This window comes from Micromonospora vulcania, from assembly GCF_042658605.1.
In the GTDB taxonomy this organism is placed as follows: domain Bacteria; phylum Actinomycetota; class Actinomycetes; order Mycobacteriales; family Micromonosporaceae; genus Micromonospora; species Micromonospora vulcania.
Genome location: NZ_JBHSQS010000016.1, coordinates 108453 through 132161 on the forward strand (window position 1 = coordinate 108453; position 23709 = coordinate 132161).

26 protein-coding genes and 1 pseudogene are annotated in these 23709 nt (G+C 71.8%); 14 read left to right on the plus strand and 13 right to left on the minus strand.

Features of this window, described 5'->3' with window-relative positions; genetic code table 11:
* Positions 1–67: 67 nt before the first annotated feature.
* Positions 68–1852, minus strand: coding sequence for a proteasome ATPase (gene arc, locus ACFQGL_RS24005; protein ID WP_377514632.1), 1785 nt, complete (start codon positions 1850–1852; stop codon positions 68–70).
* Between the two features lie 178 nt (positions 1853–2030).
* On the opposite strand from arc, the gene ACFQGL_RS24010 reads away from it, so the two are divergent.
* Positions 2031–2324, plus strand: a complete 294-nt coding sequence (locus tag ACFQGL_RS24010) for a ferredoxin (protein ID WP_377514660.1) — start codon at positions 2031–2033, stop codon at positions 2322–2324.
* A 55-nt stretch (positions 2325–2379) separates the two neighbouring features.
* Here the strand turns inward: ACFQGL_RS24010 and ACFQGL_RS24015 are convergent, their stop codons facing one another.
* From ACFQGL_RS24015 to ACFQGL_RS24025, 3 genes are all read right to left on the minus strand, one after another.
* Positions 2380–2952 (minus strand): hypothetical protein, encoded by a 573-nt coding sequence (locus ACFQGL_RS24015; RefSeq protein ID WP_377514634.1) that lies wholly within the window; start codon positions 2950–2952, stop codon positions 2380–2382.
* A gap of 120 nt (positions 2953–3072) precedes the next feature.
* On the minus strand, positions 3073–4074 hold the full coding sequence (locus ACFQGL_RS24020; protein WP_377514636.1) for a tRNA (adenine-N1)-methyltransferase: 1002 nt from the start codon (positions 4072–4074) through the stop codon (positions 3073–3075).
* The gene (locus tag ACFQGL_RS24025; RefSeq protein WP_377514661.1) at positions 4071–5129 is read right to left on the minus strand and encodes a M50 family metallopeptidase; all 1059 of its coding nucleotides are present in this window, start codon (positions 5127–5129) and stop codon (positions 4071–4073) included. The genes ACFQGL_RS24020 and ACFQGL_RS24025 overlap by 4 nt, the downstream gene beginning before the upstream one ends.
* A gap of 173 nt (positions 5130–5302) precedes the next feature.
* Here ACFQGL_RS24025 and ACFQGL_RS24030 point away from each other — a divergent pair, with 173 nt between their 5' ends.
* From ACFQGL_RS24030 to ACFQGL_RS24045, 4 genes are all read left to right on the plus strand, one after another.
* Positions 5303–6220 (plus strand): RecB family exonuclease, encoded by a 918-nt coding sequence (locus ACFQGL_RS24030; RefSeq protein ID WP_377514637.1) that lies wholly within the window; start codon positions 5303–5305, stop codon positions 6218–6220.
* 270 nt (positions 6221–6490) lie between these two features.
* Positions 6491–7177: a response regulator gene (locus tag ACFQGL_RS24035; RefSeq protein WP_377514639.1), complete on the plus strand. Its 687-nt coding sequence runs from the start codon at positions 6491–6493 to the stop codon at positions 7175–7177.
* A 348-nt stretch (positions 7178–7525) separates the two neighbouring features.
* Complete coding sequence (locus ACFQGL_RS24040) at positions 7526–8293, plus strand: ABC transporter ATP-binding protein (RefSeq protein WP_377514640.1); 768 nt, start codon at positions 7526–7528, stop codon at positions 8291–8293.
* Positions 8293–10848 (plus strand): ABC transporter permease, encoded by a 2556-nt coding sequence (locus ACFQGL_RS24045; RefSeq protein ID WP_377514642.1) that lies wholly within the window; start codon positions 8293–8295, stop codon positions 10846–10848. Before ACFQGL_RS24040 ends, ACFQGL_RS24045 begins: the two co-directional genes overlap by 1 nt.
* A 59-nt stretch (positions 10849–10907) precedes the next feature.
* Here ACFQGL_RS24045 and ACFQGL_RS24050 read toward each other — a convergent pair whose 3' ends face one another.
* Both ACFQGL_RS24050 and ACFQGL_RS24055 read right to left on the minus strand, forming a co-directional pair.
* Positions 10908–11576, minus strand: a complete 669-nt coding sequence (locus ACFQGL_RS24050) for an HAD family hydrolase (protein ID WP_377514662.1) — start codon at positions 11574–11576, stop codon at positions 10908–10910.
* 120 nt (positions 11577–11696) lie between these two features.
* Entirely contained in the window at positions 11697–12440 is a 744-nt protein-coding gene (locus tag ACFQGL_RS24055) for a neutral zinc metallopeptidase (protein ID WP_377514643.1), read from the minus strand.
* A 155-nt stretch (positions 12441–12595) separates the two neighbouring features.
* On the opposite strand from ACFQGL_RS24055, the gene ACFQGL_RS24060 reads away from it, so the two are divergent.
* On the plus strand, positions 12596–12958 hold the full coding sequence (locus ACFQGL_RS24060; RefSeq protein WP_377514644.1) for a hypothetical protein: 363 nt from the start codon (positions 12596–12598) through the stop codon (positions 12956–12958).
* Between the two features lie 4 nt (positions 12959–12962).
* Here the strand turns inward: ACFQGL_RS24060 and ACFQGL_RS24065 are convergent, their stop codons facing one another.
* Positions 12963–13175 (minus strand): hypothetical protein, encoded by a 213-nt coding sequence (locus tag ACFQGL_RS24065; RefSeq protein WP_377514645.1) that lies wholly within the window; start codon positions 13173–13175, stop codon positions 12963–12965.
* 253 nt (positions 13176–13428) lie between these two features.
* On the opposite strand from ACFQGL_RS24065, the gene ACFQGL_RS24070 reads away from it, so the two are divergent.
* Both ACFQGL_RS24070 and ACFQGL_RS24075 read left to right on the plus strand, forming a co-directional pair.
* The gene (locus ACFQGL_RS24070; RefSeq protein ID WP_377514646.1) at positions 13429–13830 is read left to right on the plus strand and encodes a YciI family protein; all 402 of its coding nucleotides are present in this window, start codon (positions 13429–13431) and stop codon (positions 13828–13830) included.
* A 3-nt stretch (positions 13831–13833) separates the two neighbouring features.
* Complete coding sequence (locus ACFQGL_RS24075; protein ID WP_377514648.1) at positions 13834–15090, plus strand: RNA polymerase sigma factor; 1257 nt, start codon at positions 13834–13836, stop codon at positions 15088–15090.
* Positions 15091–15099: 9 nt separating this feature from the next.
* On the opposite strand, the gene ACFQGL_RS24080 is transcribed toward ACFQGL_RS24075, so the two are convergent.
* Positions 15100–16200, minus strand: coding sequence for a calcium:cation antiporter (locus tag ACFQGL_RS24080; RefSeq protein WP_377514649.1), 1101 nt, complete (start codon positions 16198–16200; stop codon positions 15100–15102).
* A gap of 101 nt (positions 16201–16301) precedes the next feature.
* Here ACFQGL_RS24080 and ACFQGL_RS24085 point away from each other — a divergent pair, with 101 nt between their 5' ends.
* The gene (locus ACFQGL_RS24085; RefSeq protein ID WP_377514650.1) at positions 16302–16664 is read left to right on the plus strand and encodes a metalloregulator ArsR/SmtB family transcription factor; all 363 of its coding nucleotides are present in this window, start codon (positions 16302–16304) and stop codon (positions 16662–16664) included.
* Positions 16661–17155, plus strand: coding sequence for an SRPBCC family protein (locus tag ACFQGL_RS24090; RefSeq protein WP_377514651.1), 495 nt, complete (start codon positions 16661–16663; stop codon positions 17153–17155). Before ACFQGL_RS24085 ends, ACFQGL_RS24090 begins: the two co-directional genes overlap by 4 nt.
* Here the strand turns inward: ACFQGL_RS24090 and mug are convergent.
* On the minus strand, positions 17152–17733 hold the full coding sequence (mug, locus tag ACFQGL_RS24095; protein ID WP_377514652.1) for a G/U mismatch-specific DNA glycosylase: 582 nt from the start codon (positions 17731–17733) through the stop codon (positions 17152–17154). The genes ACFQGL_RS24090 and mug overlap by 4 nt on opposite strands.
* Positions 17734–17856: 123 nt before the next feature.
* Here mug and ACFQGL_RS24100 point away from each other — a divergent pair, with 123 nt between their 5' ends.
* Both ACFQGL_RS24100 and ACFQGL_RS24105 read left to right on the plus strand, forming a co-directional pair.
* Positions 17857–18600, plus strand: a complete 744-nt coding sequence (locus tag ACFQGL_RS24100) for an SAM-dependent methyltransferase (protein ID WP_377514653.1) — start codon at positions 17857–17859, stop codon at positions 18598–18600.
* 37 nt (positions 18601–18637) lie between these two features.
* On the plus strand, positions 18638–19462 hold the full coding sequence (locus ACFQGL_RS24105; protein WP_377514654.1) for a CPBP family intramembrane glutamic endopeptidase: 825 nt from the start codon (positions 18638–18640) through the stop codon (positions 19460–19462).
* A 72-nt stretch (positions 19463–19534) separates the two neighbouring features.
* Here the strand turns inward: ACFQGL_RS24105 and ACFQGL_RS24110 are convergent, their stop codons facing one another.
* The 3 genes from ACFQGL_RS24110 to ACFQGL_RS24120 form a co-directional block, all read right to left on the minus strand.
* Positions 19535–19819, minus strand: a complete 285-nt coding sequence (locus tag ACFQGL_RS24110) for a hypothetical protein (RefSeq protein WP_377514655.1) — start codon at positions 19817–19819, stop codon at positions 19535–19537.
* 923 nt (positions 19820–20742) lie between these two features.
* Entirely contained in the window at positions 20743–21327 is a 585-nt protein-coding gene (locus ACFQGL_RS24115) for a hypothetical protein (RefSeq protein ID WP_377514657.1), read from the minus strand.
* A 64-nt stretch (positions 21328–21391) separates the two neighbouring features.
* The gene (locus tag ACFQGL_RS24120) at positions 21392–22315 is read right to left on the minus strand and encodes an RNA polymerase sigma-70 factor (RefSeq protein ID WP_377514663.1); all 924 of its coding nucleotides are present in this window, start codon (positions 22313–22315) and stop codon (positions 21392–21394) included.
* Positions 22316–22484: 169 nt separating this feature from the next.
* Here ACFQGL_RS24120 and ACFQGL_RS24125 point away from each other — a divergent pair, with 169 nt between their 5' ends.
* Positions 22485–22967 carry a carboxymuconolactone decarboxylase family protein gene (locus ACFQGL_RS24125; protein ID WP_377514658.1) on the plus strand — a complete coding sequence of 161 codons (483 nt, stop codon included), beginning with the start codon at positions 22485–22487 and terminating at the stop codon, positions 22965–22967.
* 431 nt (positions 22968–23398) lie between these two features.
* On the opposite strand, the pseudogene ACFQGL_RS24130 reads toward ACFQGL_RS24125, so the two are convergent.
* A pseudogene (locus ACFQGL_RS24130) lies at positions 23399–23563 on the minus strand (YciI family protein); the annotation flags it as partial.
* Here ACFQGL_RS24130 and ACFQGL_RS24135 point away from each other — a divergent pair.
* Positions 23495–23641, plus strand: a complete 147-nt coding sequence (locus ACFQGL_RS24135) for a hypothetical protein (protein ID WP_377514664.1) — start codon at positions 23495–23497, stop codon at positions 23639–23641. The pseudogene ACFQGL_RS24130 and the gene ACFQGL_RS24135 sit on opposite strands and share 69 nt — an antisense overlap.
* Positions 23642–23709 lie beyond the last annotated feature (68 nt).

Below are 23709 nucleotides of genomic sequence, written 5' to 3' on the forward strand. Positions count from 1 at the left end.
GCGTCGGGTGCGATGGGCGGAGCCCGGGACGCGTCGCGTCCCGGGCTCCGGTGGTGCTAGCTGTGGTTCAGAGGTACTGGCCGGTGTTGCTGGCGGTCTCGATGGACCGGCCGGCCTCGGCGCCCTTGCCGCCGGACACGAGCGTACGGATGTAGACGATCCGTTCGCCCTTCTTGCCGGAGATGCGCGCCCAGTCGTCGGGGTTGGTGGTGTTGGGCAGGTCCTCGTTCTCCCGGAACTCGTCGACGCAGGCGTCGAGGAGGTGCTGCAGGCGCAGGCCCTTGCGGCCGGAGGTGAGGAATTCCTTGATGGCCATCTTCTTGCTCCGGTCGACGATGTTCTGGATCATCGCGCCGGAGTTGAAGTCCTTGAAGTAGAGGACTTCCTTGTCGCCGTTGGCGTAGGTGACCTCGAGGAAGCGGTTCTCCTCGGTCTCCGAGTACATCCGTAGCACCACGGCGTCGATCATCGCCGCGACGGTGGCCTGGGGGTCGGCTGCGTGCTCGGCCAGGTCGTCGGGGTGCAGGGGCAGCCCGGAGAGGATGTACTTGGAGAAGATGTCCTTCGCCGCCTCGGCGTCCGGCCGCTCGATCTTGATCTTCACGTCGAGGCGGCCGGGGCGCAGGATCGCCGGGTCGATCATGTCTTCCCGGTTGGAGGCGCCGATGACGATGACGTTCTCCAGGCCCTCGACGCCGTCGATCTCGCTGAGCAGCTGCGGGACGATCGTGTTTTCCACGTCCGAGGAGACGCCGGAGCCGCGGGTCCGGAAGATCGAGTCCATCTCGTCGAAGAACACGATCACCGGGGTGCCCTCGCCGGCCTTCTCCCGGGCTCGCTGGAAGATCAGCCGAATGTGCCGCTCGGTCTCGCCGACGTACTTGTTGAGCAGCTCCGGGCCCTTGATGTTGAGGAAGAAGCTGGTGTGCTTCTCCTTGCCCTGCCGCTCGGCGATCTTCTTGGCGAGCGAGTTGGCCACCGCCTTGGCGATCAGCGTCTTGCCGCAGCCGGGCGGGCCGTAGAGCAGGATGCCCTTGGGCGGCCGGAGCTGGTGCTCACGGAACAGGTCCGCGTGCAGGAAGGGCAGCTCCACCGCGTCGCGGATCTGCTCGATCTGCGACTGGAGGCCACCGATGTCGGAGTAGTCGACGTCGGGCACCTCCTCCAGGACCAGCTCCTCGACCTCGCTCTTGGGGATCCGCTCGTACGCGTACGCCGAGCGGGGCTCGATCATGAGCGAGTCCCCGGCACGGATCGTCGAGCCGATGAGCGTCTCGGCGAGGTGCACGATGCGCTCCTCGTCGGAGTGCGAGACCACCAGCGCCCGGTCACCCGGCCCGCCGCCCGGCCCCTCCAGGATCTCCTTGAGCATCACCACCTCGCCGACCCGCTCGTAGCCGAACGCGTCGACGATGTTGAGCGCGTCGTTGAGCAGGACCTCCTGGCCGCGGCGCAGTTCGGCCACGTCCAGCGAGGGTGAGACGGCGACCCGCAGCTTGCGACCGCCGGTGAAGACGTCCACCGTGCCGTCGTCGTGCTTGGCCAGGAAGACGCCGTAACCACTCGGCGGTTGCGCGAGGCGGTCGATCTCCTCCTTGAGCGTCACGATCTGCGTGCGAGCCTCCTTGAGGGTGCTCACCAGCCGGTCGTTGTTTTCGGTCAGCCGCGCCAACTGTGCCTGGGTGGCCGCCAGCCGCTCTTCGAGCTGCCGGACGTGTCGGGGGCTTTCGGTCAACTTACGCCGCACCAGAGCGAGTTCCTCCTGAAGGAACGCGACCTGCGTGGAGAGATCGTGGGCTTCCTTTTCCCACCGTGCGGCGCGCGAGTCCGCGTCGTCGCTGCGTGCTGCCACGTCCCACCTCCCCGGGGGGCTTGAACGTTCTGCCCTAACACTAGCCGCTATGAGGCCGATTCGGTCCCATGCAACGCCCTCGTCACCGAACCTTGATCGCCAAGGGTGGCCTGGCGGGCCGGTACGGGTGTTCGGGTACCGTCGGGGCGTAGGACGCGAGAACATGGGGGGTGCACCGGTGGCCGAGGTCGCGACCGACCAGTTGCAGGTCTGGGTGGACCAGGACCTGTGCACGGGCGATGGGCTCTGTGTGCAGTACGCGCCGGAGGTCTTCGAGTTCGACATCGACGGTCTGGCGTACGTCAAGGGTGTCGACGGTGAGCTGCGGATGGCGCCGGGCAGCCGGGTCGACGTGCCCGCGCACCTGCGCCTCGAAGTGATCGACTCCGCGAAGGAGTGCCCCGGCGACTGCATCCACGTGGTGCGCGGTGACGGTGTCGAGGTCGCCGGCCCGGACGCCGAGGAAGACTGAGCCACCCAGCCGGCCGCGCGGTGCGCGCGGGCCGGCCGGGCCCGGGAGGTACGGCTCAGAGCAGCGGGCGGCCGACCACCGAGGCGACCAGCCGGGCGAACTCCTCCAGCCGGGCGATCTGCCCGGCGCCCCCGTCGTCGAGGGTCTTGCCGAAGCGCAGCGCGTCGTGGCGCGGCGCACCGGCCATCTCCTCGCTCGGCGGTGCCTCGTCCAATGAGGTGAGCAGCAGGTAGACGTCGATGCTGTCGACCCGGATCTCACCGCTGTCGGAGCGGTTGAGTCGGCGTCGGCAGCCGACCTCGGTGACGGTGGAGACCGGAACCACCCGCAGGGACGAGGTCATCGACCCCGGCGGACCCTCGGTCGGTGGCACGTCCTCGCCGTGCCAGAGGATCAGTCGGCTGCCGTCGCAGACCACGACCTCCTGCCACACGCCGTTGACCTCGTTGACGAAGCGTTCCAGGGTGAAGCCGAGTACCGACGCGCCGCGCAGCACCCCGCCGAGCGCCTCCAGGGCGACGTCCGGGTCACGCAGGTAGGCGCGTGCCGCCGACTCCAGATCCTGGTACGGCGACCAGTCCGGAAACACCGCGGGAAGGTCACCGCCGCCGTAGCCCGGTCGGCTCATACCGTTGCCCCCCACCGCTCGACCACGCCGGCCCGCTCCCCCGCACCGACCCGCCCGCGCACGCCGGCCCGGGCGCTCGCACCGACCCGCGCGCTCACGCCGGCCCGCCCAGCTCGATGATCACGGCCTGTCCATCTCCCCCGTCGCGTCCGGTTGCACGCCTGCGGCCTGTGCGGCGGCCGCCTGCCGGGCCGCCTCGGCCTCGCGCAGCACCTGCCGGCGCTGCACGTACGCCTCGGTGCCCTTGCTGGGCTTGCGTCGCCGGGGCGGCGCGGTGACCCCGGGGGCCAGCTTGCGCGCGGAGACCAGGAACGCGGTGTGCGCGATCATCCGGTGGTCCGGACGGACCGCGAGACCCTCGGCGTGCCAGTCCCGCACCAGCGACTCCCAGGCCCGTGGCTCGGTCCAGCCGCCCCGCTCGCGCAGCGCCTCCACCAGTTCGGAGAGCTGGGGCGTGGTGGCCACGTAGCCGATGAACACACCGCCGGGCAGGAGAGCCCGCTCGACCATGTCGAGCGTCTCCCAGGGCGTCAGCATGTCCAGGATGATGCGGTCGAAGCCGGTCTCTTGGCACTGGGCGACGTCACCGACGTGCAGCTGCCACGCCGGGTGCGGCCCGTTGAAGAACGCCTCGACGTTGCGCCGGGCGATCTGGGCGAAGTCGTCACGCAGCTCGAACGAGTGCAGCTCCCCCTCGGTGCCGACCGCGCGCAGCAGCGAGCAGCTCAGCGCGCCGGAGCCGGCCCCGGCCTCCAGCACCTTCGCGCCGGGGAAGATGTCGCCCATCGCGACGATCTGCGCCGAGTCCTTCGGGTAGATCACCTGCGCGCCGCGCGGCATGGACAGCACGTAGTCCGACAGCAGCGGGCGCAGCGCCAGGAACGCGGTGCCGCCGCCGGTGGTGGTCACCACACTGCCGTCCGGCAGCCCGATCAGCGCGTCGTGCGCGAGGATGCCGCGGTGGGTGTGGAACTCCTTGCCGGGCTCCAGCGTCACGGTGTGCATCCGCCCCTTGGGGTCGGTCAGCTGCACCCGGTCGCCGGGCCGGAACGGCCCGCGGTGCACGGGTGTCAGCGCCGGGGTGGCGGCGTCGGCCGGGACGGTGGAGGGAGTTGCGGTCACGATGTCATCTTCCGGTTGGGTTCGAGGAGCTGCGCAAGGTCCGCGATGTGCAGGACGCCGACGACATCTTCGCCTGACGTCACCACGTACTGCGCGCCCGGGTGGGTCTGCACGGCCTCCATCACCCGCTCCCCGTCCAGCCCGACCGCCAGGGTGGGGAACGCGCCCAGCGACCGGGCCACGGCGTCCACCGCGAGCCACGGGCGGCGGGCGGCGGGTACCGCCTCGGCGGCGGCCGGGTCGACCAGCGCGACCGGCCGGCCGGTGGAGTCGGTGACCAGCAGCGCGGCGCGGGGCTGACCGCCCTCCGCGCGCCGGCGCTGGGCCTCGGACAGCGGTGTGCCGGTGGGCACCGGCCACACCGGCCGGGCCAACCGGGGCAGGTCGATCAGTGGGAAGCGGCGGGTGACCCGGGCCGCCCGGATGGACTGCCCGGCGCCGCGCCAGAGGGTGACCGCGACCAGCAGCATCAGCGGCAACGCCAGCGGAGCGAGGAGGTCGGCCAGGGTGAGCAGCAGGACCAGGACGGCGGTGCCGACGGCCACCACGCGACCCGCCCAGCCGGCGACCTCGGTGCCCCGGTGCCGGTCGCGGGTCAGCCCCCACACCAGGGCGCGCAGCGCTCGGCCGCCGTCCAGCGGCAGCCCGGGCAGGATGTTGAACAGCGCCACGATGACGTTGCTCACGGCCAGCTGGAAGGCGAGCTGGTGTGCCACGGTCCCTTCGGGCAGGGCGAGCGTGGCGGCCACCGAGAGGACACCGAGCACCGCCGAGACCGCCGGGCCGGCCAGCGAGACCAGCAGGTCGACGCGCGGTGACGGCGCGTCGCGGTCCATCTCGGTATAGCCGCCGAGCAGTTCCAGCGTGATCCCGCGCACACCGATGCCGTACCTACGGGCGGTGAGCGCGTGGCCCAACTCGTGCAGCAGCACCGAGCCGAGCAGCGACACCACGAACCCGAAGCCGATCAGATAGCCGCTGACCTGCGGCAGGTCGAGCTGGCGGCGGGCGAACTCGGCGTACAGGACGGCCACCAGCACAGCGAGCAGGAGCATCGAGCCGTTGAGGTGCAGCGGCACTCCGAAGACCCGGCCCACGCTCAGGCCGGGGCGCCGGTCGCGGCGGCGCGGCGGGCGCGATGTCTGCTCCATCGGAACGATGCTACGGACCGCGGGCGTACGGGGCGGGCAGCGGGCGGTGTCACACCGGTGCCCTAACCTTTGCCGACATGACGGCGGAATCGGTCACCACCACCCAGCAGCCCCTCACTGCGGCGCAGACGCCGCCGACCGTGCGGGCCTCGCTGTCCCCGTCGCGGGCGGCGGATTTCAAGACCTGCCCGCTGCTCTACCGGTTCCGCAGCATCGACCGGCTGCCCGAACGCACGACGATGGAGCAGGCCCGGGGCACCCTGGTGCACGCGGTGCTGGAGCGGCTGTTCGATCTTCCCGCGCCGGGTCGCACCCCGGCCGCGGCCGGTGACCTGGTGGCCCCTCAGTGGGACCGGCTGGTGACCGAGCAGCCGGAGCTGGCGGCGATCTTCGACGGCGCCGATCCGGACGGCTCGGCGGAGTTCCTGCGCTCCGCCGCCGGCCTGCTGGAGGGCTACTTCGCGGTGGAGGATCCGACCCGGCTGGAGCCGGCCGAGCGGGAGAGCCTGATCTCGGCGGTGGTCGACGAGGAGCTGCTGATCCGCGGCTACCTCGACCGGCTCGACGTGGCCCCGGACGGCGCGCTGCGGGTGGTCGACTACAAGACCGGCGGCGCCCCGCGCGAGGCGTTCGAGGCGCGGGCGCTGTTCCAGCTGAAGTTCTACGCGCTGGTGCTCTGGCGTACCCGAGGAGTGGTGCCCCGGGTGCTGCGGCTGCTCTATCTACGCGACGCCGAGGTTTTGGACTACACGCCGGACGCCGACGAGTTGGTCCGCTTCGAGCGCACGGTGGTGGCGCTGTGGCGCGCCATCGAGCAGGCCACCGAGCGGCAGGATTTCCGACCCCGACCGAGCCGGCTCTGCGACTGGTGCAGTCACCAGGCGCTGTGCCCCACCTTCGGCGGCACCCCACCGCCGTTCCCGGTCGGAGCCGCAGGCGCCGATCCGCTGCGCGACGCGCGCTCCGGCCCGGCCACGCCGGGCGCCGACGAGTGACACCCGCCCGGTAACGACCGGCGGTGCAGCGCTCCGCGGCTCGGACACCGGTCCCCCCCGGCGTGGCCACCTCGCCGCGACGGCGGGCACCGGCACCCGGCGAAGACCCACGACCCGACCGATTCGGCGCCAGCTCGGTCGGGCCGCGCCGTCGGACGGGCCTCTAGCGTGGTCCGCGACGCACCGGCGGGCTCACCACCTCCAAAGGGCCGGGGTGCGCGAGGATGACCCGTGCGCAACACGGCGTCGGCGCGGGGGCAGGGAGGCGAGATGGGCGATCGGGTGGCCTCGGCGCGGCCGGTGCGGATCCTGCTCGCGGACGACCAACCGCTGCTGCGTACCGGCTTCCGGATGGTGCTCGGCGCCGAACAGGATTTGGACATCGTGGCGGAGGCCGGCGACGGTCTGGAGGCGGTGGAGCTGTCTCGCCGGCTGCTGCCCGACGTGGTGCTGATGGACATCCGGATGCCCCGGATGGACGGGGTGGCCGCGACCCGGGCGATCGTCGACGCCCGCCTGCCGGTGCGGGTGCTGGTGCTGACCACGTTCGACCTGGACGAGTACGTGGTCGGCGCGCTGCGCGCCGGCGCGAGTGGGTTCCTGGCCAAGGACGTGCCGGCCGAGGACCTGATCGCGGCGATCCGTACGGTGGCCGGCGGGGACGCGGTGGTGTCGCCGCGAATCCTGCGGCGGCTGCTGGACCGCTTCGCCGAGTTGCTGCCCGACCCGGCGGCCACGACGCCGTCGGTGCTCAGCGCGCTCACCGACCGGGAACGCGAGGTGCTGGTCCAGGTGGCGCGGGGGTTGTCCAACGGCGAGATCGCGGTGGCGCTGTCGGTCAGCGAGACCACGATCAAGACCCACGTCGGGCACGTGCTGACCAAGCTACGGTTGCGTGACCGGGTGCAGGCGGTGGTGCTGGCGTACGAGTCGGGGTTGGTCCGTCCCCGGGCGTAGTCCGCGGGTGGCGGATACCCCGCTCGGCGTACCCGAAGATCCCTCCGTGGGGGGACGGCCCGGGTTGCCGTCGTCACCTACCGTGACCGGAGATGGCTCGGCGCGGTTGACCCTCTCGTGGGGTCAGATCCTACCGTCGGGGAGGTGTTCCGCCGGTCAGGAACTCATTCGACCGGTGCTGGATCAGGGGCAACCCTGAGCCGGCATGGGGGTGCACCCGCAGCGTGAAATCCGCGCCGGGTCCCCCCGTGGGCGGACGGGGTGGGCGTGTGCAGCGCCGATGATGGAACAGTCGCGCCGGACCAGCGGGGGCGGCGCGTATTGGCAGCGACGGAAGAGGTAGATGACGTGACCGCGACGGTAGGCCAGCAGGCGCAGGCCGCGGCCCGGGCGAACGACGTGTGGAAGGTGTACGGCAGCGGTGAGGCTCAGGTCATCGCGCTACGGGGGGTCAGCGCGGAGTTCGAACGCGGCCGGTTCACCGCGATCATGGGCCCGTCGGGTTCCGGCAAGTCGACACTGATGCACTGCCTGGCGGGCCTGGACTCGGTCACCCGGGGGACGGTGGCGATCGGTGAGACCACGGTCACCGGGCTGGGCGACTCGGGGCTGACGAAGCTGCGCCGCGACAAGGTGGGCTTCATCTTCCAGCAGTTCAACCTGCTGCCCACACTCACCGCCAAGGAGAACATCCTGCTGCCGCTGTCGATCGCCGGGCGCAAGCCGGACCCGGCCTGGTACGACACGGTGATCAACACGGTCGGCCTGCGGGACCGGCTGGACCACCGACCGGCGCAGCTCTCCGGTGGGCAGCAGCAGCGCGTCGCGTGCGCCCGGGCGCTGGTCTCCCGCCCCGAGGTGATCTTCGCGGACGAGCCGACCGGCAACCTGGACTCCCGCTCCGGCGCGGAGGTGCTCGGCTTCCTGCGCGACTCGGTACGGCAGCACGGCCAGACCATCGTGATGGTCACCCACGACCCGACCGCCGCCGCGTACGCCGACCGGGTGGTCTTCCTCGCCGACGGGCAGATCGTCTCGGAGCTGATCGAGCCGACCGCCGAGACGGTGCTGGACACCATGAAGAAGCTGGACACTCCGGCCGAGGTGGGCAACTGATGTTCCGCGCGACACTGAAGAGTCTGCTGGCCCGCAAGGTCCGGCTGATCCTGTCCGGGCTGGCGGTGGTGCTCGGGGTGATGTTCGTGGCCGGCGCCTTCGTGCTGACCGACACCCTGGGCCGGTCCTTCGACTCGGTCTTCGCCGACGGCTTCTCCGAGATCGACGTGAACGTCGCGGCGAAGCCGAAGGTCGAGCTCAGCGAGATGGAGGGCGAGCAGACCGCCGCCCCGCTGCCCGCCGCCGTGGTGGAGCAGGTGAAGCAGGTGTCCGGGGCGGCCTCGGCGACCGGCATCGTCAACGCCGACGGCGCCCGGGTGATCGGCAGCAACGGCAAGGTGGTGACCTCGTTCGGTCCGCCGCAGTTGGGCGAGAACTGGACCGGGGAGAGCGAGCTGCTGCAGCTGCGCGAGGGGCGTGGGCCACAGGCCGACGACGAGGTCGTGATCAACAAGTCGCTGGCCACGGCCGCGAAGCTGCAGGTCGGCCAGAAGATCGGCGTACTGACCGCGTTCGAGTCGAAGAAGCGCGAGTTCAACCTGGTCGGGATCGTCGGTTACAGCGGTGACCGGGACTCGATCGGCGGGGTCAACGAGACGTTCTTCACCACGCCGGTGGCGCAGCAGCTGATGCTCGGCACGCCCGGCTCGTTCAGCAGCATCTCCGTCAAGGCCGCCGACGGCGTCTCCGACGAGACGCTGCGCGACAACGTGGCCCGCACCCTGGGCAACGACTACGAGGTGAAGACCGGTAAGCAGGTGGCCGCGGACGCCTCGGCCAGCCTGAAGGAGGGCCTGTCCTTCTTCAACAAGATCCTGCTCGGCTTCGCCGCGGTGGCGCTGCTGGTGGGCACGTTCCTGATCCTCAACACCTTCTCGATCATCGTCGCCCAGCGCACCCGGGAGTTGGCGCTGATGCGCGCCATCGGGGCCAGCGGCCGGCAGATCATCGGCTCGGTGGTGCTGGAGGCCATCGCGGTGGGGCTGATCGCCTCGGTGCTCGGCCTGGCCGCCGGCATCGGGGTGGGCGCGCTGCTGGCGTTCCTGTTCGGCAAGCTGGCCGGTGGGCTCACCCTGGCCGGGATCGGCGTACCGGCGGCCGCGGTGATCGGCTCGTTCGCCGTCGGTCTGGTCATCACCGTGGTGGCGGCTCTGCTGCCGGCGCTGCGGGCGTCGCGGATCCCGCCGATCGCGGCGATGCAGGACGTGGCCACCCCGGACCGGCCGTTGACCAAGGTCACCGTGGCCGGGTCGGTGGTCACCGCCATCGGCGCGGTGCTGCTCTTCCTCGGTCTCAGTGGCAACGCCGAGGGTCAGACGCTGCCCACCATCCTGGGTGGGGTGCTGTTCGCCTTCATCGGGGTGGCGCTGCTGACCCCGCTGATCAGCCGGCCGGTGGTGAGCCTGCTCGGGGCGATCTTCTCCTGGTCGGTTCCGGGCAAGTTGGGCCGGCTCAACTCCGGACGCAACCCGCGCCGTACCGCGATCACCGCCGCCGCGCTGATGGTCGGTATCGCGCTGGTCACCGGCGTCACGGTGATCCTCGACTCGGCCAAGGGCAGCCTCAGCGCGCTCGCCCAGGACTCCATCAAGGCCGAGCTGGTGATCTCCGGCGTGCAGGGCGGTCCGCGACCGCCGACCTTCGACCCGGGCGTGCTGGACAAGGCCAAGGCCCTGCCCGGCGTGCAGATGGTCGACGGCGAGTACGGCGACATGGCCAAGCTCGACGGCCAGAGCACCTGGGTCGCGGCGAGCAGCGACATCGCGTCGCTGCGGCAGATCTTCAGCGCGAAGGCCACCGCCGGTGACATCGACCGGCTCGGGCCGACCCAGATGCTGGCCAGCTCGGACACCGCCACCTCGCGTGGCTGGTCGGTGGGTTCGACGGTGAACGTGCAGCTCAACCGGGGCGAGGCGCGCACCTACACGGTCAGCGGCATCTACGAGTCGTCCCAGATCTCCAACCCGGTGACGCTGCCGGCTGAGGCCGCGAAGGACTTCGCCATCCCGCAGCCCATCCAGGGCTTCATCCAGCTGGCCCCGGGCACCCGGGTCGGCGACGTGCAGCCGCAGGTGGAGACGTTGCTGGCGGACAGCCCCGAGGTGTCGGTGGCCGACCGGGACGCGTTCATCAAGCAGCAGACCGGTCAGCTCGACGGCCTGCTCACGATGATCCAGATCCTGCTGGCGCTGGCCATCGTGATCGCCGTACTGGGCATCATCAACACCCTGGCGCTGTCGGTGCTGGAGCGGACCCGGGAGTTGGGTCTGCTGCGGGCGATCGGCCTGCGCCGGTCGCAGACCATGGGCATGATCACCGTGGAGGCGGTGGTGATCTCCGTGTTCGGCGCCCTGCTCGGCGTCGCGGTGGGCACCGGTCTCGGCGCCGCGGTGGTCGAGGCCCTCAAGGACGAGGGGATCACCGACCTGATCCTGCCGTGGGGGCAGATGGGGGTCTTCCTCGGTCTCGCCGCGATCATCGGGGTGGTGGCCGCGGTGCTGCCGGCGATCCGGGCGGCCCGGATCAACGTCCTGGGCGCGATCGCCCACGACTGACCGGCAACGCCGAAAGGGCCCCGGTCGCCGTTCGCGGCGGCCGGGGCCCTTTCGGCAGGTCAGCTGGCCAGCGGGCGATCCGCGTCCGCACGGGCGGCCAGCAACGCCGTGAGCAGCTCCAGGTCCACGTCGGTCAGGCTCGCCACCTGGTGTACGCCGTCAGCCTGCGGCAGCGGCACCTCGGCGGGTACGGCCAGCACCGCCGCGCCGGAGGCGAACGCGCTGGCCACCCCGGTCGGCGAGTCCTCGATCGCGACGCAGCGGCTGATCGGTACGCCCAGCAGCCGGGCGGCGGTCAGGTAGGGCTCCGGGTGCGGCTTGGTCGCGAGCACCTCGTCACCGCAGACCACCACGTCGAAGCTGTCCCGGCCCAGGGTGTCCAGTGCGATCTCGACCAGCGGCCGGGTGCTGGAGGTGACCAGCGCGGTGGGGATGCCCGCCGCGCGGACCGCGCCCAGCAGCTCGAACGCGCCGGGACGCCACGGCAGCCCGGTGCGGAACAGCTCCAGGATCCGGGCGTTGATCCACGCGCCGCTGACCTGCGGATCCCGCTCGGGTTGACCCAGGTCGTCGTGCAGCATCCGCATCGACTCGGCCATGCTGGTCCCGATGATCGACCGGCGGGCGGCGGCGGACAACTCGCCGCCGTACTCCCGGGCCAGGTCCTGCAACGCGACGTCCCACAGCTTCTCGCTGTCGATCAGCGTGCCGTCCATGTCGAAGAGCACAGCGGCGGGGCGGTGGCTGCTCAGCGGATCCTCCAGGGTCGTGGCCGACACTGGCGATCCTGCCAGGCCGGCCGCGCCCGGTGGCCGGGACCGTGCCCCGAGGTGACCCGGGCAACCCGGTCAACCCAGGTCGCAGGCGTCCAGGGAGCGCTCGTAGCCACGGAAGAACGAGTCGGTGCGCTGCTCGGCGGTGCCGTGCGCGCCCTCGGCGAACCACGGCTGGTCCGGGTCGTCGCCGACGGCCGCCAGCCCCTCCCGGAACTCGTCCAGGTCACCCTCGGCCAGGGTGAGGACGCCGGAGCGCACCGAATCACCGAGGTACGCCCCGGCCATGCAGTCGGCCTGCAACTCCTGCTGGATGGTGAAGTTGTAGCGGATGCCGAGGCGCACCTGGATGCCGTGGGCGTACTCGTGGCCGAGCAGGTAGAACACGAACGCGTCGCCGACCTGCCGGAATGCCGCCACCGACCAGGTGACGTCATAGGCGATGAAGTCGCCCTGCGAGCAGTAGACCGCGTTGTTGCGCGGCAGCGGCTCGCCGCCGCAGGCCACCTCGCCCGCCCGCTGGTAGGGGGTGATCCGCCGGACCGGCTCGAAGCGCTGCCCGGACGCCTTGAACTGGGCCGCCCAGTATCGCTCGGCGATGTCCTGCGCGTCGGCGACGTCCTGCTCGAACTCGGCCACGCTGGTGGTGCTGTCGGCGCGGGTGGTGCTCGGCCCCGGCGAGGCCGCCGACCGGGTGGCGGTCGGGCCCGTACCCTCCGGCTCGGACAGGCCGCCTCCGGAGCAGGCGACCGACACCAGCGCGGCGATCAGCAGGCCCACCAGCGGGCCCCGGGCGTCGCGTCCTGACCGTGCCCCCACGTGTGCCTCCCCTGGCGTCGGTGCTGCGCTGGGCTGTACCCCGACGATACGACCGCCACGCCCGTCGCCTCAGGTACGCGTTTCGGTCCCGGTCGGTTCACCCTCGCCGGTGGCGCACAATGGGTCGGGGTGAGCGTCCGCAAAGGAGGGTCGGGATGCATGAGCTGGGTAGCCGGCGGCGGCGCCAGCCCGCGCCGGCGCGGATCGTGTGGCGCTCGCTGCGCGACCCGTGGGAGGCTGGCGCCCGGCCCTGGCTGGAGCTACGCGACGACGAGGTACCGCCACGGGTCGTGGCCGGATACGCGCCGGTGCTGGTGGTCTGGTCGTCGCTGTGGCCGCACCGGCCCCTGGACCGGATCCGCTTCGACCTGACCCCGCAACCGCCCGGCCAGGACTGCGTGCTGCGCTGGACGCTCACCACCGACGGGGAGTTGCCGAGCGAGAGCACCCTCGGATACCTGCGGCACCGGCTCAACTATCTGATCAACAACCGGCTCCGGTTGTCCTACGGGCAGTGACCCGTCAGCCGCCGGTGGAGTCGCGCCCGCGCTGCCAGGTGTCGCCCTGCTCGCCGTGCCGCTGCGCCTCGTAGCGCGCCTGCCGCGCCCGCGCGTCCCGACCGGCGCCGCTGTCGTCGCTGGCCCCGGTCCGCGCCCGGTCACGCCAGGCGACAACCCCGAACAGCCCTCCACCGACAACCACCACAACCGCGAGTACCACCCACACCGCCGTCATCCCGCCACCCTAGTAGTCCCCCACCACCCCGATCTCCCCCCGAACTCCGCCGCCCCCTGTTGATCATGAGGTTTTGCGGGCTGGCGCGGCGTGTCGTGCCGCCAACCTCATGATCGCCGGGGCCGGGGGCGGCAGGGTTCGGCGGGGCGGCGCGGGTTTGGGGGTCGTAGCTTGTCTGGGACGGGCCGGTGGTTTCGACGTTTCTGGTGCGGGCGCCGGGGTGGCGCCCACGGAAAACGGGAGAGGATCTGCCATGAAATACATGATCATGCTTTACGGGTCGCAGCAGGACTACGACGTGCTGTCCGGCCGGGCCACCGACAGGCCGGCGATGTCGGCCGAGCAGATCGCGGCGATGCACAAGCACATGGAGACGTACCACCAGGCGCTCGCCGAGTCCGGCGAGCTGGTCGACGCCCGGGGCCTCAGCGAGCCGGTGCACGCCCGTCGGATACAGGTGCGCGAGGGCGCGCCGGTGGTCACCGACGGCCCGTACCCGGAGACGCAGGAGGTTCTCGCGGGCTACACGATCGTGGAGTGCGCCAGCTTCGACCGGGCCACCGAGATCGCCGCCGGCCTGGTCGACCCGGACGCGCCGGGCCAGTACGTGGACGTACGGCCGGTCATGGACGGCGTCGAGGACCTGGCCGGCTGACGGGTGCCGGAGACCGGTCCGTCCGTCGAGGACCTGCTGCGCGAGCTGGCGCCGCAGGTCCTCGGCGCGGTGGTACGCCGCTACGGGCACTTCGACACCGCCGAGGACGCCGTCCAGGAGGCACTGATCGCGGCGGCGAGCGGCTGGCCGCGCGACGGCCTACCGGCGAATCCGCGCGGCTGGCTGATCACCGTCGCGTCCCGCCGACTGACCGACCTGCTGCGCAACGAGCAGGCCCGGACGCGGCGGGAGGACACCGTGGCGCGCTGGGTGCTGCCCGAGCAGTGGCAGGCCCCCGCCGCGGACCGGCCACCGGCGGACGCCGACGACACGCTCATCCTGCTGTTCCTGTGCTGCCATCCGGCGCTCTCGCCGGCCTCGCAGATCGCCCTCACGCTGCGCGCGGTGGGCGGGCTGAGCACCGCCGAGGTGGCCCGCGCGTTCCTGGTGCCGGAGGCGACGATGACCCGGCGGATCAGCCGGGGCAAGCAGCGGATCCGGGACAGTGGCCTACGGTTCGCGCCGCCCACCGGCCCGGAACGGGCCGACCGGCTCGCCGCCGTGCTGCACGTACTCTATTTGATCTTTACCGAGGGGTACGCGCGCACCGCTGGCCCCGGGTTGCTGCGCGGCGACCTGACCGCCGAGGCGATCCGGCTGACCCGCCTGGTGCACCGGCTGCTGCCGGAGGATCCCGAGGTCACCGGGCTGCTCGCGCTGATGCTGCTCACCGATGCCCGCGCTCCGGCGCGAATCGGCCCGCACGGTGAGCTGGTGCCGATGGCCGAGCAGGACCGCAGCCGGTGGCGGGTCGACCAGATCGCCGAGGGCGTCGCCCTGATCACCGGCGCGCTGCCGCGCGGGGCGGTCGGGCCCTACCAGCTCCAGGCGGCCATCGCGGCGGTGCACGACGAGTCGCCGAGCGCCGAGGCGACCGACTGGGCGCAGATCACCGCCCTGTACGAGGTGCTGCTGAGCATCAGCGACAACCCGGTCGTGGCGCTCAACCACGCGGTGGCGGTGGCGATGAGCAGGGGCGCGCCGGCCGGGTTGGCGCTGCTCGCCGGGCTGGCCGACGACGCCCGGTTGGCCGACGACCCGCGACTGCCGGCTGCCCGCGCCCACCTGTGGGAGCTGGTCGGGGAACGGGTCGCGGCGCACGAGGCGTACCGGATGGCGGCGGCGCGGTCGACGAACCTGGCCCAGCAGCGCTACCTGAACGCCCGCGCGGACCGGCTCACGGACGACGCCCCGGGCTGAGCCGGCCGGTCAGGGGCTGGCGGCCAGGAAGACGAAGGCGGCCAGCAGCACCAGGTGTACGCCGCCCTGCAGCACGTTGGCCCGGCCCGGTACGACGGTCAGGACCCCGGTCACCGCGGTGAGCGCGAGCAGGGCGAGCTGGGTGCCGCCGAGGCCGAGCAGCAGCGGCCCGTCCAGCCAGATCGAGGCGATCGCGATGGCCGGGATGGTCAGGCCGATGCTGGCCATCGCCGAGCCGAGGGCGAGGTTGAGGCTGATCTGCACCCGGTCGCGGCGGGCGGCGCGGGCGGCGGCCAGGGTCTCCGGCAGCAGCACCAGCAGGGCGATGATGACGCCGACGAACGCGTGCGGCAGGTTCGCCGCCGCCACCCCGGCCTCGATGGTCGGCGAGACGGTCTTGGCGTCGCCGACGACCGCGACCAGCGCCACCAGCAGCAGACCCAGGCTGACCAGCGCGGCGCGGGTCGTCGGCGGCTTGGCGTGCTCCTCGGCGTCGATCACCCGGCCCTCGCTGTCGACCGGCAGGAAGTAGTCGCGGTGCCGGCCGGTCTGGACCAGCACGAACAGCCCGTACAGGGCGAGCGACGCGACGGCGGCGAAGGCGAGCTGGGCCGGGCTGAACTCCGGGCCGGGCCGCGCGGTGGTGAAGGTCGGGATGACCAGGCTCAGGGTGGCCAGGGTGACCACAGTGGCCAGTGCCCCACCGGTGCCCTCGGGATTGAACACGGCGACCCGTCGGCGCAGCGCCCCGAGCAGCAGCGACAGGCCGAGGATGCCGTTACAAGTGATCATGACGGCGGCGAAGACGGTGTCCCGGGCCAGCGACTGGGTCTTCTCCGGCCCGCTGATCATCAGCGTGACGATCAGGGCGACCTCGATCACGGTGACCGCGATGGCCAGCACCAACGAGCCGTACGGCTCCCCCACCCGGTGGGCGACCACCTCGGCGTGGTGCACGGCCGCCAGCACCGCACCACCCAGCAGGGCCGCGACCAGCACGACCACCACCGCGGGCAGGTCCCGCCCCCAGGTCACGAGAAGCACCAGCACCGCGAGCACGGGTACGGCGACGGTCCAGTCGGTCACGCGGGAGCGAAGCAGGGCGGCCATGCCGACAAGACTGCCAGGCCAGCTGATCAAGTGCCCACCATCGACGCAGCGGCACCGTCACCGGCGCGCCGAAAGCGTAACTCATGGGTTACGCTTTCGGCGTGGACGAGGTGGCCACCGCGATCGCGGACCCGGTACGGCGGCGCATCCTGACCATGCTGCGCGACGAGCCGCTGGCCGCGGGCGACATCGCCCAACGGTTCGCGATCAGTCGTCCCGCGATCAGCCGGCACCTGCGGGTGCTACGCGAGAGCGGGCTGGTCCGCGACGACCTGGTCGGCCGCCAGAGGATCTACCGCCTCGATCCCGGCCCGCTCGTCGAGCTGGTCGACTGGCTCACCCGGCTCGTCACCGCCGACCGGTGGGAACGGCAGCTCGACGCGTTGGAGACCGAGGTCTATCGAACCCGCCGGGAACGCCGCAGTCGCGCCCCGGCGGAGCACCGAAGGGAGCACACGGCATGACCCGTACACCCGCCGGCCGGCTGTTTCGCACCGACACCGGCCACGATCTCGTCCTGACCCGTACGTTCCGCGCCCCGGCTGCGGACGTGTGGGCCAGCCCGACCGAACCGGAGCGCACGGCACGCTGGTTCGGCCCGTGGGAGGGCGACGCCGCGCCCGGGCGGACCATCCGGCTGCAGATGGCGTACGAGGAGCAGCAGCCCTGGAGCGACGTGCGGATCGACGCGTGCGACGCGCCGCGCCTGCTCGCCGTGTCGATAATCGACAGCTACGGCACCTGGCAGTTGGAGCTGACCCTGACCGAGACCGACGGCAGCACCGAGCTGCGGTTCGTGCAGCACCTGACCAACCTGGAGATGGTCGCCGAGATCGGTGCCGGCTGGGAGTACTACCTGGACATGCTCGTCGCCTCCCGGGACGGCTCGCCCCGACCCGAGTTCGACGAGTACCACCCCGCCATGCAGCCCTACTACCAGGCACTGGCGGGTTAGCGTTCGATCTCCTGACGCAGCGCCGCGAACTCGGCGGTCAGCGCCGGCAGCGGGAAATGCGCGTTCAGGCCGCTGGGGTTGGGCAACACCCACACCCGGGTCGGGCCCAGCCGGTCCGGCTGCGGCCCCAGCCCGGCCCCGGGCCGCACAAAGGCGATCCGGTACGCGGTCACCCCGAGAATGGCCACCCACCTCGGTCGGTAACGCCCGGCCTTGACCGCCAACCCGGTCACCCCGGCCACCAGTTCCGCCGACGTCAGCTCGTCGGCGCGAGCGGTGGCCCGGTTGCTCAGGCTGGTGATGCCCAACCCCTGCCGCAGCAGCTCGTCGCGTTCCCACGGGCGCAGCTCCCGGTCCGTGAAGCCGGAGCGGTGCAGGGCCGGCCAGAACCGGCTGCCCTTGCGGGCGAAGTGCTCCCCCACGGCGGCCGAGTAGAGGCCCGGGTTGAAGCCACAGAACAGCACCCGCAGATCCGGCCCGATCACGTCGACCAGGCCCCGGCCGACGGCGGCGGCGACTTCGGCGCGGGTCGGCCGGCGGAACGGCTCCGACTCGCCCGGGTCACCGTCCGCCTCCACCTCACCGATCCTGCCGTACGGGCCGGTGCCCGGTTACCGATTCACCGGTGCCGGGGGTCGGCGCGGACCTGCCAGCGGCCAAACTGGCGTGCGGCGTCGGGCACGAATTGACACCCTCTAGGCATGCAGCCGACCGACGACCCCGCCACCCACCGCTACGCCCGGATGCGTTGGAACACCCCGCTGTCCGAGGAGCACGCGGAGCTGCTGCTGCAGCGGCTCGACGTCGGCCCTGGTGCGCGAGTGCTCGACCTCGGCTGCGGCTGGGGCGAGCTGCTGCTGCGGGCAGTCGCCGCCGGCGGTGTGGACGGTCCGACCGCCACGAGGGGCGTCGGGGTCGACACCGACGACGCCGCACTCGCCCGGGGGCGCAAGCTGGCCGCCGACCGGTCACTCGACCGGCACGTCGCGTTCGTGATGGGCGAGGTCGCGGCCTGGCACGAACCGGCCGACCGGGTCCTCTGCGTCGGTGCGAGCCACGCCTTCGGCGGCACGGGTGCCGCCCTGACGGCTCTCGCCGACGTGGTCCGGCCCGGCGGCCGGCTCCTGCTCGGCGAGGCGTACTGGGAACGTCCCCCCACGACGGACGTCGAGCAGCTCTTCGGACCGGAGGTCGCGGCACTGCCGGACCTCATCGAGCGGGCCCGCGCCCAGGGCTGGCGGACCCTGCACGTCAGCACCGCCGACCAGCGGGAGTGGGACGACTTCGAATCCACCTGGCTCGCGGGCCGGCAGGAGTGGCTCCTGGCCCATCCGGAGGACCCTCGCGCCGCCCGGGTCCGTACCGAACTGGACGACCGACTGCGCCAGTACGTCGGCGGCTATCGGGGCGTACTCGGTCTCGCCTATCTCGTCCTGGGGCGCTGACCGTCCGCTCTTGACGCCCCTGGCTACGCTGCGCGTGGTGCAGAGGATCTCCCCGCGCTCTCGCCCCGCGCTGCCCTGGCGAATCCTCATCGTGTTCGCCGCCGCCGTCCTGGTGTGGCTGTTCCTCTACCACGGCGCTCTGCTCGGTCGGGACTACGACCGCCCCACCCACGTCGCCAGGGCCATCCTGACCACCGCTCTGGTCGTACCCCTGGTAGTGGTTGCTCGTCGCCTGCTCGACCGTCGCCCCTGGGCCGGCCTCGGGCTGCCCTCGCTGCGCGCCGGCTGGCGGCACCTGCTGCTCGGCATGGCGTGTTGGCTCGTCCCCGCCGCCATCGGCTTCGCGCTCTGCCTCGGCACCCGTTGGGTCGAGATCAGCCCGCGCACGTCCGTCGGGGACGCGCTACGCGTGGCGGCGCTGCTGGTCGTGCTCGTCTTTCTGTACGAGGCGCTGCCGGAGGAGCTTCTCTTTCGCGGCTATCTCCAACGCAACCTCGCCACCCGGTTGCCGGCCTGGCAGGCGGTCGTCGGGCAGGCCCTGCTGTTCACCCTGTTCGGGTTCCTCGTCGGCGCCGCCACCTCGCTCGACCGAATTCTGCTCTTCTTCGTGTTCGCCCTCGTCCTGGGCGGCTTCCGCGCCGCCACCGGCGACATTTGGGCGGGCATCGGCTTCCACCTCGCCTTCCAGACCGTCGCCCAGTTGTTCGGCGACATCGGTGCGGTCTTCGACGTGGTGGGCGCCGGCGTCCTGGCAATCGTCGCCCTGGGTGCCCTGCCGTTCTCCCTCGGCTGGATCGTCCTGGCACGGCTGTACCGGGACCACCTGGACTGGCAGGCCCGCGACCCCGATCCGGCCCACTGACGGTCCGCCCGTGCCCGCCCCTCCCGGGTCGACGAAGCGCCCCGTCCGATGGGGACGGGGCGCATCATCGTGTTAGTTCACTCGTGGCCCGAGGACCGGTCGATCCTCCTCGGCCGTCGACGGCGGGGCGGTCGCCAACTCGATCCGGGGCGACCGATCCGGCGGAAGATGGGCGAAGTCGGCGATCACGACGACGTCCACCTCTCCATCGACCATCGTCTGCTCGACGGCCTCCCACGATGCCCGGATGATCCCGTTGAACCGGTAGGCGTGTCGGCGGATGTGGGAAAGACACACCGCGACGACGGGCTCGGACGGCTCGATGTGGCCCGGGATCCAGATAACGGCTATTTCCATGACCTCTCCTGATCAACGTCGTGGACGCGGGTGGGTGATCAGGAGATGCCGCGGCGGCGGAGGACCCCGCTCCACGGGCCGACCGGCAGCGTGCCGGTCGACGGCAGCCGCTGTGTGCCCTCGGCACGGCGGCGAGATGAACGGCGGCCCCTCAGGTGCTGCCGTCGGCGGATCGACACCGCCTGCGCCAATGCCGGCGGGCGCGCAGGCGAGTGCCAGCACGAACGCCGGTGGGCCCGGCGCGGGACGCACGGGAGGGTTGGGCGCCGACACGGCGACGGCGGCACTCGCCGTCCGCGTTCGATGCGTCGCCCGGCCGTCCGCAGCGGCGTGGGGGCCAGCCGCTGTCACCGAGGAGGCCGGCGCCGACGGCGCTGGCGACGATGACCGGGTTGACGGCGACGACGTCGGCGCGGCGGTGCGCGCGGTCGGAGCGGCCGAGGCGGACGGTACGGGTGCGGCGGGCGACGAGGACGGCGGCAGCGTCGGAGTTGGTATGACAATCGGAGGCTTGGTCGTCGGCAGCGGGATCGCCGTCGGCAGCGGCAGCGGGATGCCCGTGGGCAGCGGCAGGGGTACGGCCGTCGGCAGCGGCAGCGGTACGGCCAGCGGCGCTTCGAGCACGTCGGGCACCAGCGATTGGATGATCTTCGGCGTGCTGTCGGCTTCGGCCGGCGACGGGTTGGTGGGCAGCGGCAGCGGCAACGGGTCGGCGTGGGCGGGGTCAGCGCCCAGGGCCACGCCGACCGCCACCGTCCCGAGAGCCAGCGCCGGCAGGCGGTGCCGCACCCGCATCACGCGGCGGACGGCGACGGTCGTGTCGCCAGCCGCGCCCGGCCCGATTCACCCATGCGCAAATCTTGCCCACGGGGCACCGGAACTACACCTTCCTTCGATATCTGCGCCGACGAAAGCGGCAGCACTCAGGAGTCGGCGGGCACCCCGGCTTCGAGCTGGCCGATCATCGGGGCGAGGAGTTCGTTGAGTTCCCGAACCAGCACCGTGACGGCTCTGCGCGCCGCGGGCACCACGGAGGCGTCCGGACCATCGGGGGCGGGCGGCAGGTCGCCGAGCGGCACCGGCGTCTCCACCTGGAGCATCGCGCGCAGATGCGGGCTGCGCGTCACGTCCTGCTCGGTCGGGGTCGTGTACTGACCGAACATCTGAGGCCAGTCCCGCCAGCCACGGTCGCGCTGCCACTGCCTGGTCCAGGTGAGCTCGGCCGGCCACTGCGAGATCACCGTGACCGAGCAGGTGAGGCCCCCGTCCCACCGGTTACGCGTACAGGTCGCCGAGACGATCCGTCGGTGCCAGCGGACGTAGCCCGGCGACAACTCGCAGGCCAGCCGCCACGCCGTTACCGCGAAGGCGACCGGCGCGATGTCGCCCCACGTGTCGGCGAACTCGTCAAGGCGACCCAGCACCTCGGCCTCGTACCGACCGCGCCCGTCGACGCCGTGCTCACGGTCGAAATTCTCGTCCAGCCAGAAGGCGCGCGGCTCAACCATCGACTCCCCCGTCCCCGAGCAGTGACATCCATCCAACCACTCGCACCGGGCACCTGGGCGGACGTTAGCGGCGCAGGATGGTCTCCCGCTCCATGTGCGACAGCTTCTCGGGATTGCGTACCCCGTAGAGCCCGGTGATGAGCCCGTCGTCGATGCGTACCGTCACGACGGTGTCGATCTCGCCATCAAGCCGGATGATCAGCGCCGGGTGGCCATTGACCTGCGCCGGCCGCAGCGACACCACGGCGGCGACCCTGCCCAGCCCGGCGGTCAGCACCCGGGCCACCTTGTCGGCCCCCACGATCGGCCGCGGGACCGCCTGCTTGATCCCGCCTCCGTCACCCAGCAGGACGACGTCCGGGGCGAGGACGTCGAGAAGGCGTTGCAGGTCGCCCGTCTCGACCGCCCGCTGGAACGCCGCGAGCGCGTCCCGGGTCTCGGCCGGGGAGACCACCGCACGTGGACGGCGCGCGGCGACGTGCGCCCGCGCCCGGTGGGCGATCTGGCGGACCGCCGCCGGGCTCTTGTCGACGGCCTCCGCGATCTCGTCGTACCCGAGGTCGAACACCTCGCGCAGCACGAACACCGCCCGCTCGGTCGGCGCGAGGGTCTCCAACACCAGCAGCATCGCCATCGAGACGCTGTCGGCCAGTTCGACATCCTCGGCCACGTCGGGCGCGGTGAGCAGCGGCTCGGGCAGCCAGGAGCCGACGTACGACTCTCTGCGGCGCCCGAGCGTCCGCATCCGCCCCAGCGCCTGACGGGTGGTGATCCGGACCAGGTAGGCGCGCTGATCCCGTACGGCGTCGAGGTCGACGGCCGCCCACCGCAGCCAGGTCTCCTGGATGACGTCCTCCGCGTCGGCCGCCGAGCCGAGCATCTCGTACGCGACGGTGAACAGCAGACTGCGGTGGGCCAGGAACACCTCGGTGGCAGGATCCGAGCGCTCGTCACGATCGTCGGATGCGGTCTGCGGCGTGCCGGCCATGCTCGGCCCCCGTTCACTCTCGACTGTGTTCACCCACCAGATGCCGCACCCCGCCGTTCTGTGACACCCGAACCCTGTGGTGCTCGTCACTCCACCAGCGCCGTCACAGCGACCGGGCCACCGGCATCTCATGTTCGTCCACCCCAACAGCGCGAGTGAGGACGACGCCATGGACGTACGGTTCGACCTGTTCAGCAACGAGATCGCCGGCAAGTTCGCCAAGCGGTTCGCCAACGCCGGCCTGGTGATCCAGCAGTCGCCGCTGCCGAAGTCCACCCAGGAACTGGTGTCGCTGCGCGCCAGCCAGATCAACGGCTGCGGCTGGTGCATCGACATGCACACCAAGGAGGCCGCCGCCGGCGGCGAGACCGCGGTCCGGCTCAACCTGGTCGCCGCCTGGCGTGAGTCCACCGTGTTCACCGAGGCCGAACAGGCCGCGCTGGCACTCGCCGAGGAGGGCACCCGGCTCGCCGACGCCCACCAGGGCGTGTCCGACGAGACCTGGGCCCAGGTACGCAAGCACTACGACGACGACCAGATCGGAGCGCTGGTCGCCCTGGTCGCACTGATCAACGCGGCCAACCGGCTCGCCGTGATCGTGCACCAGAAGGGCGGTTCGTACGAGCCCGGAATGTTCGCCGCGTTCAACTGAACAGCGCGCGCCCCGGCCCGGGAAGCGTGCGCGGCCGGGGCGCGCGCTCCAGGCGCGCCCCGGCCAAGATCGCGCGCGCTCCGGGCGCGCGGCGACCTTGATCGTGCGCGCCGGGCGCGCAGCGTGCGGTCCCGCCCCGAAGATCGCGCTCGATCAAGAATGTAGTGGCCTTCCGGCGGTGCCGACCCCACTGTTTCCTGGATCGAGCACGATCTACCTCGAGAGCCCTGGCCACCCGCTACGACTCGCAGTCCGCGCCACGTGCATGTCGCCGCAGTGTCAGCCGCGTACGCGGGAGTCGTCGATCCCGAGTACGCCCGCCAGCGCCGGGTGAACCCGCGCCGGATCGATCGTTGTAACCGTGTACGTGGCGACCCCGCCATGACGAAGGGGTCTTCCACAACAATCCGCTCTATTGCCGCACGATCGACGCCGCAGGCCACGATGGCACCGCCCTCCATCGAGGGCACCGCCTGTCCGGACACCAAGAACGTCCCGTCGTGGTGGTAGCGCTTGAGGAAGAGGACGTGACCGGCGACGAACCGCTCGGCTTTCTGCTCCGACCCCGTGTACTGCAGCAACAGCAGGTGCAGCATCCGAATCTCCTCAGCTCGCCCTGGCGAACGGCACGAAAATGGCACCCGCTGACCGACGGCCAGGACCGGCTAGCTTGATCTTTAACCTGTCGGGCGGTGGCATCGACCCCGGCTGATCATGGGGACAGCCCTTGATCGATCATTCC

Coding starts and splice junctions, on each gene's coding strand:
- ACFQGL_RS24015 (WP_377514634.1), bottom strand. CDS start 2,952: ATGAGCCGACCGGGCTACGGCGGCGGTGACCTTCCCGCGGTGTTTCCG.
- ACFQGL_RS24120 (WP_377514663.1), bottom strand. CDS start 22,315: ATGGCCGGCACGCCGCAGACCGCATCCGACGATCGTGACGAGCGCTCG.
- ACFQGL_RS24100 (WP_377514653.1), top strand. CDS start 17,857: ATGCAGCCGACCGACGACCCCGCCACCCACCGCTACGCCCGGATGCGT.
- ACFQGL_RS24125 (WP_377514658.1), top strand. CDS start 22,485: ATGGACGTACGGTTCGACCTGTTCAGCAACGAGATCGCCGGCAAGTTC.
- ACFQGL_RS24065 (WP_377514645.1), bottom strand. CDS start 13,175: ATGACGGCGGTGTGGGTGGTACTCGCGGTTGTGGTGGTTGTCGGTGGA.
- ACFQGL_RS24030 (WP_377514637.1), top strand. CDS start 5,303: ATGACGGCGGAATCGGTCACCACCACCCAGCAGCCCCTCACTGCGGCG.
- ACFQGL_RS24035 (WP_377514639.1), top strand. CDS start 6,491: ATGGGCGATCGGGTGGCCTCGGCGCGGCCGGTGCGGATCCTGCTCGCG.
- ACFQGL_RS24045 (WP_377514642.1), top strand. CDS start 8,293: ATGTTCCGCGCGACACTGAAGAGTCTGCTGGCCCGCAAGGTCCGGCTG.
- ACFQGL_RS24080 (WP_377514649.1), bottom strand. CDS start 16,200: ATGGCCGCCCTGCTTCGCTCCCGCGTGACCGACTGGACCGTCGCCGTA.
- ACFQGL_RS24115 (WP_377514657.1), bottom strand. CDS start 21,327: ATGGTTGAGCCGCGCGCCTTCTGGCTGGACGAGAATTTCGACCGTGAG.
- ACFQGL_RS24060 (WP_377514644.1), top strand. CDS start 12,596: ATGCATGAGCTGGGTAGCCGGCGGCGGCGCCAGCCCGCGCCGGCGCGG.
- ACFQGL_RS24110 (WP_377514655.1), bottom strand. CDS start 19,819: ATGGAAATAGCCGTTATCTGGATCCCGGGCCACATCGAGCCGTCCGAG.
- ACFQGL_RS24070 (WP_377514646.1), top strand. CDS start 13,429: ATGAAATACATGATCATGCTTTACGGGTCGCAGCAGGACTACGACGTG.
- ACFQGL_RS24025 (WP_377514661.1), bottom strand. CDS start 5,129: ATGCTCCTGCTCGCTGTGCTGGTGGCCGTCCTGTACGCCGAGTTCGCC.
- ACFQGL_RS24090 (WP_377514651.1), top strand. CDS start 16,661: ATGACCCGTACACCCGCCGGCCGGCTGTTTCGCACCGACACCGGCCAC.